Source organism: Tenacibaculum finnmarkense (assembly GCF_900239185.1).
Lineage (GTDB): Bacteria > Bacteroidota > Bacteroidia > Flavobacteriales > Flavobacteriaceae > Polaribacter > Polaribacter finnmarkensis.
Map to the genome: position 1 here is coordinate 1 of NZ_OENA01000003.1, position 6,370 is coordinate 6,370.

Sequence of the window (6,370 nt, forward strand, 5' to 3'; positions counted from 1 at the left end):
CCAGGTTCGAACTGGCGACATTCAGCTTGGAAGGCTGACGCTCTACCAACTGAGCTACTTTCGCATTGGTAAATAAAGATTTTTAAAGTCTATCTTTTAAAAGACTATGAGCGAAAGACCAGGTTCGAACTGGCGACATTCAGCTTGGAAGGCTGACGCTCTACCAACTGAGCTACTTTCGCATTGGTAAAGATTTAATTGCAATTTCTTGCAAGCTTTTGATTTATTTTTCTTTATAAGAAATATAATATCTCTAAGCGGTTGCAAATATAACACAGTTTATTGAATCTGCAAGTTTTTTTTTAATAAATTTAATGGAAAATTACACTGTTTTTATGTAAATATCATAAGTTGAGTGATATATGTGTGTGGGAGCACGTTGTTTTTTTATCATTTTTTTTTAAAACATCTTAAAATTTGTTTAAAAATTAAAGAATCTATTAGTTTGAGTGATTTTTTTAGTCAAAATTTATAAAGACAAAAGTCATTAAAACCACTTAGATTTCTAAAAATCATAAAAAATAAAGATGAGAAACTGAAATAAGTTCAGTCAATGTATTTATTTTTTTCTGCTATTTAAAAAAATAAAAATAAAAATGCTTTTGTAGTAGTTTTTCTTTCTTTAGGGTGAGATTTAATATATACTATTTTCCCCTGTTTTGTAGGTGTGTTACTTGGGTTTTAATATATTGCTTCGATGAGTTATTATTATATATTGAATCAGTGTTTTTTTAATAAATAACACTTGATATTTAGTTGTTTTTAGTTTGTTTTTTCATGTGTTGTTAGTGTTTTAGAGTGATTCGGGTTTGTTTTAATTGGTGTGTTTTTTGTTTTTTAAGATTTAAAATAGTACTTTAAGGCGTGCGGTAATTTTATTTACAATAAAAAATCTTTCGTAAATTAGAATTTATATTAAAAATATCTTTGATATGTTTTTTTTTTCTATATTTGCATTAGTACTATATTACCTTAAAATAATTGTATTTGTTAAAGCTTGTGAAATAATTTTTTTATTAAGTTTTTATCTAAAAAAAGTCCCCCTTGTAGTTTTTAAATTAATCGATTCTCTTATTTGTTTTTTAAGTGAATTGTAGTTGTCTAATTTTTATAGTAAAAATTAGATACTGAATATAATTGGGTTTCAGTTTATAATAATAAGCTGTTTTTTACGGATTTAAAATTAATATTTATGGAAAAATTTTACTATTTAATTAGAAATAACCTTTTTTTTAAAAGCTATTTCATAGCTTTTTTAATAATCTCTTTTACACTTACATCCTCTTTGGTGTCGGCACAATGTGCTAATGGAAGTTATTTGGAGAAACAATATGTAACAAGCGGAGGTTCTATGTCATCCTTACATGGTGTTCCTGATGGAGCTGGGCCTCAAGAATGGTTTGGTTCGGTGACGACTCCTGCTGCTGTCTTTGCAAATTCCTTTACGCAAGGAGCAGAAATTGTTATTACCGCTAGAGCTGTAAATAATACAGCGGATAACAATACATATAAGGTATCGTTTAGTGCTGATGGAACAAACTTTACGGCGCCCGTTGTAATGGATAATGCTTATAGTTCTGGTGATTATACAAATTTCCAACAATTCACCTATACATTATCTGCAGCTGAAAACGGTACTTATACTTATTTAAAATTTCAAGGGTCAACTACCTCTGGTACAAATGCAGGAGTGCAATCAATCATTGATGCTATTTCTATAGGAACAACTGTTTGTTATACTTGTGCTGCAGGAGTAGATGCACCTGTATTATCAGTTAATTATGGTGGAGCAACCGCTACCACTACTTTCGACTTAACAACAATAACAGCAAATTCAGGTCCTAGTGGAACTAATTTATCTTGGCATACAGGCACACCTGCAACTAGTGCTAATTTAGTTACAACCTTAAATGCTGCACCTATTGGGGTTTATTATGCTGCGTTTTATCATACAGCATCAGATTGTTATAGTTATTATACGACTATTTTTAATGTAATTGAAGATTTTGATAATGACGGTATTGCCGATGTTATCGATATAGACGATGATAATGACGGTATCCCAGATGTAATAGAATGCCCAACGACAGATTTATTAACCAATGGTAATTTTAACTATTCAGATACTGAAATTGTAGGAAAGTCAACTTCAGATGATGGCGTTTCTAAGTATAAGTCACATTTAAGCGATGTATCTTTTAACGGAACAAGTTCACCAGGTCTTTATCAAGGCTGGGATTTTACAACAGGAACACCAGATTGGTCTGAAGCACAATATTTAGCAGGGTCAAGTATAACAGATCCTAGAACTGGAGGTAATTATAAAATAAATGTAAAAGAATCTGATAGTGGTGGTGGATTTTTAATATTTTCACTTTCTGATGAAGCTGTATCGAATACTATTTCTGGATTAACAGTAGGTAATCAGTATGTATTAGAATTTGAAATGGGAACCTTACCTAATTACGGTTATTCAGGTACTCAGGGTTATGATTATAATATTAATCACGTACGTTTTGGTTTTGTAGATCAAGGTGGTGGTACCGGAGTAAATGTTTTATATCAAACACCTTTAGATATCACAGTATATCCATACCCATCTTTAAGTCCAAATACTACTACAGAGTATGATCCACATTGGAAAAAATATAGAATTGTTTTTGAAGCAATATCATCATCTGTTAAATATGAATTTTATCTAGAAAACCCTACCGTCGTTTTAGTAGACGGGTTCAGTTTAAAAGAAATTGATCCTACCTGTACTAAAAGTACGGATACTGATTCTGATAGTGATGGTTGTTCTGATGCTATAGAGGCGGGAACTCAAGGTAGTGGAGCAGTAGGTACTAATGGTTTATATAACGATCTTGAAACTTTTAACGATTCAGGAATTGTATCTGTATCAATGGATATTACAAAACCTTACGATGGTATTGCTAGTTGTGCTATCGATCCATGTACTGACGGAGCAATAGTAGGTACAGTAACAGCTAACGATCCTGATGCCGATGGTATTAATAATCGTTGTGATTTAGATGATGATAACGATGGGATTTTAGATAGTCAAGAAGATGCTGGTTGTACAACACCGGTAATAGAAGAGATTATTATAAATGAAACATTTGAAGCGGGAACCCCAGGAACGAATATTCCAAAAGGAAGCTTAGCAGGGGTGCCAGGTATTGACGGCTTATTAGAAGCGTATAATTCACACCCAGGAAATACAAGTACAACAAATGTTGGGGAATATAAATCGATTTCAGGGCTTGATGGTAGTACTACTATAGTTATTGATGCAAATGGCGGAGGAATCGTAGATAAGGAACAAATGTCTTCATTTGTCGTTTTAAAAAATATAAACTTGTTAAATGGTGAAAGATACACTCTTGAAGCAGATTTTTCATTAGGAAAACAAATAGGGTTTTTATCAAATGATAATAACGAATACGGGACAGCTATAGGTGCGTCAGGTCAAGACCCTGTTTGGAATGATGATTACCCGGGAGCTCCAGATGGCGTCTTTTTGTATGGTCATGGAGGTATTTTAATTAGAGAACCAAATTCTTCGTTACCTTCAATAAGTGCCCCTGCAAGAGAAGTAGGTTGGTTCAGACAATACACTACTTATTATGTTAAAAAAAATATAGCAGGAGTGCTACATTTATACGCAGACAATAAAGGAGCTAAATATGATGCAGCTGGAGTACTAGGAACACTTATCGTTGTAAATGAAATAGATTTAGGTGCGGCAAGTAATTATCCTTGGTTGAATGATGCAGCAATATTTGTATCTGCAGATGAATATGTCGATAACATACTAATTAAAATCAATCATTGTGATAATGACAACGATGGAATACCAAATTATTTAGATTTAGATTCTGATGGTGATGGTTGTAATGACGTCATCGAATCTGGAGGAATAGATGCAAATAATGATGGTATTTTAGATGGAGATGGTTTTAATGCAACTGGTCAAGTAACAACATCAGGAGCAATACTAGCAAGTAGCTATAATGGCGTAACAGGTAACGAAATAAAAGCGAAAAAATTAATTGCCGATTTTACAGCTTTAGTTGATCAAACAGTAACCGAAGGAATAGCAACAAGTTTTACCTTAACATCGGCAACTGCAGACGAGGCGACAACTTATGCTGCAGGAGTTCCAGCATATGACGGTGCTTCAGGAAATGCAAATTCGGGTATTCAATACCAATGGTATATTGGTGATCCTGCTACTACAGGAACTACCTTAACAAATACAGGGGTTTATACAACTGTAACAACAGCTATTTTAAATATTAGTGATGTTACAGGTTTAACTGGAAAAGAGTATTATTTAAAAGTTACCCATGCTGATAATAAGTGTTTAGATAAAACAGGTAGCGCTACATTAACGGTAAACACTTTGCCAACAACCGATGATTTAACATCAACAAGTATTTCAAGTGATGCCGGAGCAACTGATATTGTAAATCCAACAGGAAACGACACCGATGGAACGGTTGAAAATTATAAAATTACAAGTTTACCAAGCGGTGGAACCTTATTTTTAGCCGATGGAATAACGCCTGTAACCTTAAATCAAGTCTTAACAGTAGATCAAGCAAATGGTTTAAAATTTGATCCAGATGGAAGCACAAATGATGATGCTACCTTTAATATCGCAGCAATTGATAACGATAGCGGCGAAGATGCAACACCAGCAACGATCACAATACCACTAGGAAACGTCTTGCCAACAACCGATGATATTACATCAGCAAGTATTTCAAGTGATGCCGATGCAATTGATATTGTAAATCCAACAGGAAACGATACCGATGGAACGGTTGAAAATTATAAAATTACAAGTTTACCAAGCGGTGGAACCTTATTTTTAGCCGATGGAATAACGCCTGTAACCTTAAACCAAGTGTTAACATTAGCCCAAGCAGATGGCTTAAAATTTGATCCTGATGGAAGTACAAATGATGATGCTACTTTTAATATCGCAGCAATAGATAATGATAGCGGCGAAGATGCAACACCAGCAACCATCACAATACCACTAGGAAATGTCTTGCCAACAACCGATGATATTACATCAGCAAGTATTTCAAGTGATGCGGGAGCAACAGATATTGTAAATCCAACAGGAAACGATACCGATGGAACGGTTGAAAATTATAAAATCACGAGTTTACCAAGCGGTGGAACCTTATTTTTAGCCGATGGAATAACGCCTGTAACGCTAAATCAAGTCTTAACAGTAGCGGAAGCAAATGGTTTAAAATTTGATCCCGATGGAAGTACAAATGATGATGCTACTTTTAACATCGCAGCAATTGATAACGATAGCGGCGAAGATGCAACACCAGCAACCATAACAATACCACTAGGAAACGTCTTGCCAACAACCGATGATATTACATCAGCAAGTATTCCAAGTGATGCCGATGCAACCGATATTGTAAATCCAACAGGAAACGATACGGATGGAACGGTTGAAAATTATAAAATCACAAGTTTACCAACTGGCGGAACCTTATTTTTAGCCGATGGAATAACGCCTGTAACTTTAAATCAAGTGTTAACAGTAGATCAAGCAAATGGTTTAAAATTTGATCCAGATGGAAGCACAAATGATGATACTACTTTTAACATCGCAGCAATTGATAACGATAGCGGCGAAGATGCAACAGCAGCAACCATCACGATTCCACTAGGAAATGTCTTGCCAACAACCGATGATATTACATCAGCAAGTATTTCAAGTGATGCCGATGCAACCGATATTGTAAATCCAACAGGAAACGATACCGATGGAACGGTTGAAAATTATAAAATCACAAGTTTACCAACTGGTGGAACCTTATTTTTAGCCGATGGAATAACACCTGTAACGCTAAATCAAGTGTTAACAGTAGATCAAGCAAATGGTTTAAAATTTGATCCAGATGGAAGCACAAATGATGATGCTACCTTTAATATCGCAGCAATTGATAACGATGGTGGCGAAGATGCAAGTCCAGCAACCATCACGATTCCACTAGGAAATGTCTTGCCAACAACCGATGATATTACATCAGCAAGTATTTCAAGTGATGCCGATGCAACCGATATTGTAAATCCAACAGGAAACGATACCGATGGAACGGTTGAAAATTATAAAATCACAAGTTTACCAAGCGGTGGAACCTTATTTTTAGCCGATGGAATAACGCCTGTAACGCTAAATCAAGTCTTAACAGTAGATCAAGCAAATGGTTTAAAATTTGATCCAGATGGAACCACAAATGATGATGCTACCTTTAACATCGCAGCAATTGATAACGATAGCGGCGAAGATGCAACACCAGCAACCATCACGATTCCACTAGGAAATGTC

Annotated in this window: 1 protein-coding gene and 1 tRNA gene; one reads left to right on the plus strand and one right to left on the minus strand. The window is 34.8% G+C overall.

Going from position 1 to position 6,370, the window contains the following annotated elements:
- Window positions 1-109: 109 nt before the first annotated feature.
- Window positions 110-182: transfer RNA gene (locus AQ1689_RS00190), tRNA-Gly, on the minus strand.
- 1,010 nt (window positions 183-1,192) lie between these two features.
- On the opposite strand from AQ1689_RS00190, the gene AQ1689_RS00195 reads away from it, so the two are divergent.
- A partial coding sequence (locus AQ1689_RS00195; protein WP_145993706.1) for a beta strand repeat-containing protein occupies window positions 1,193-6,370 on the plus strand: 5,178 nt, incomplete at its 3' end.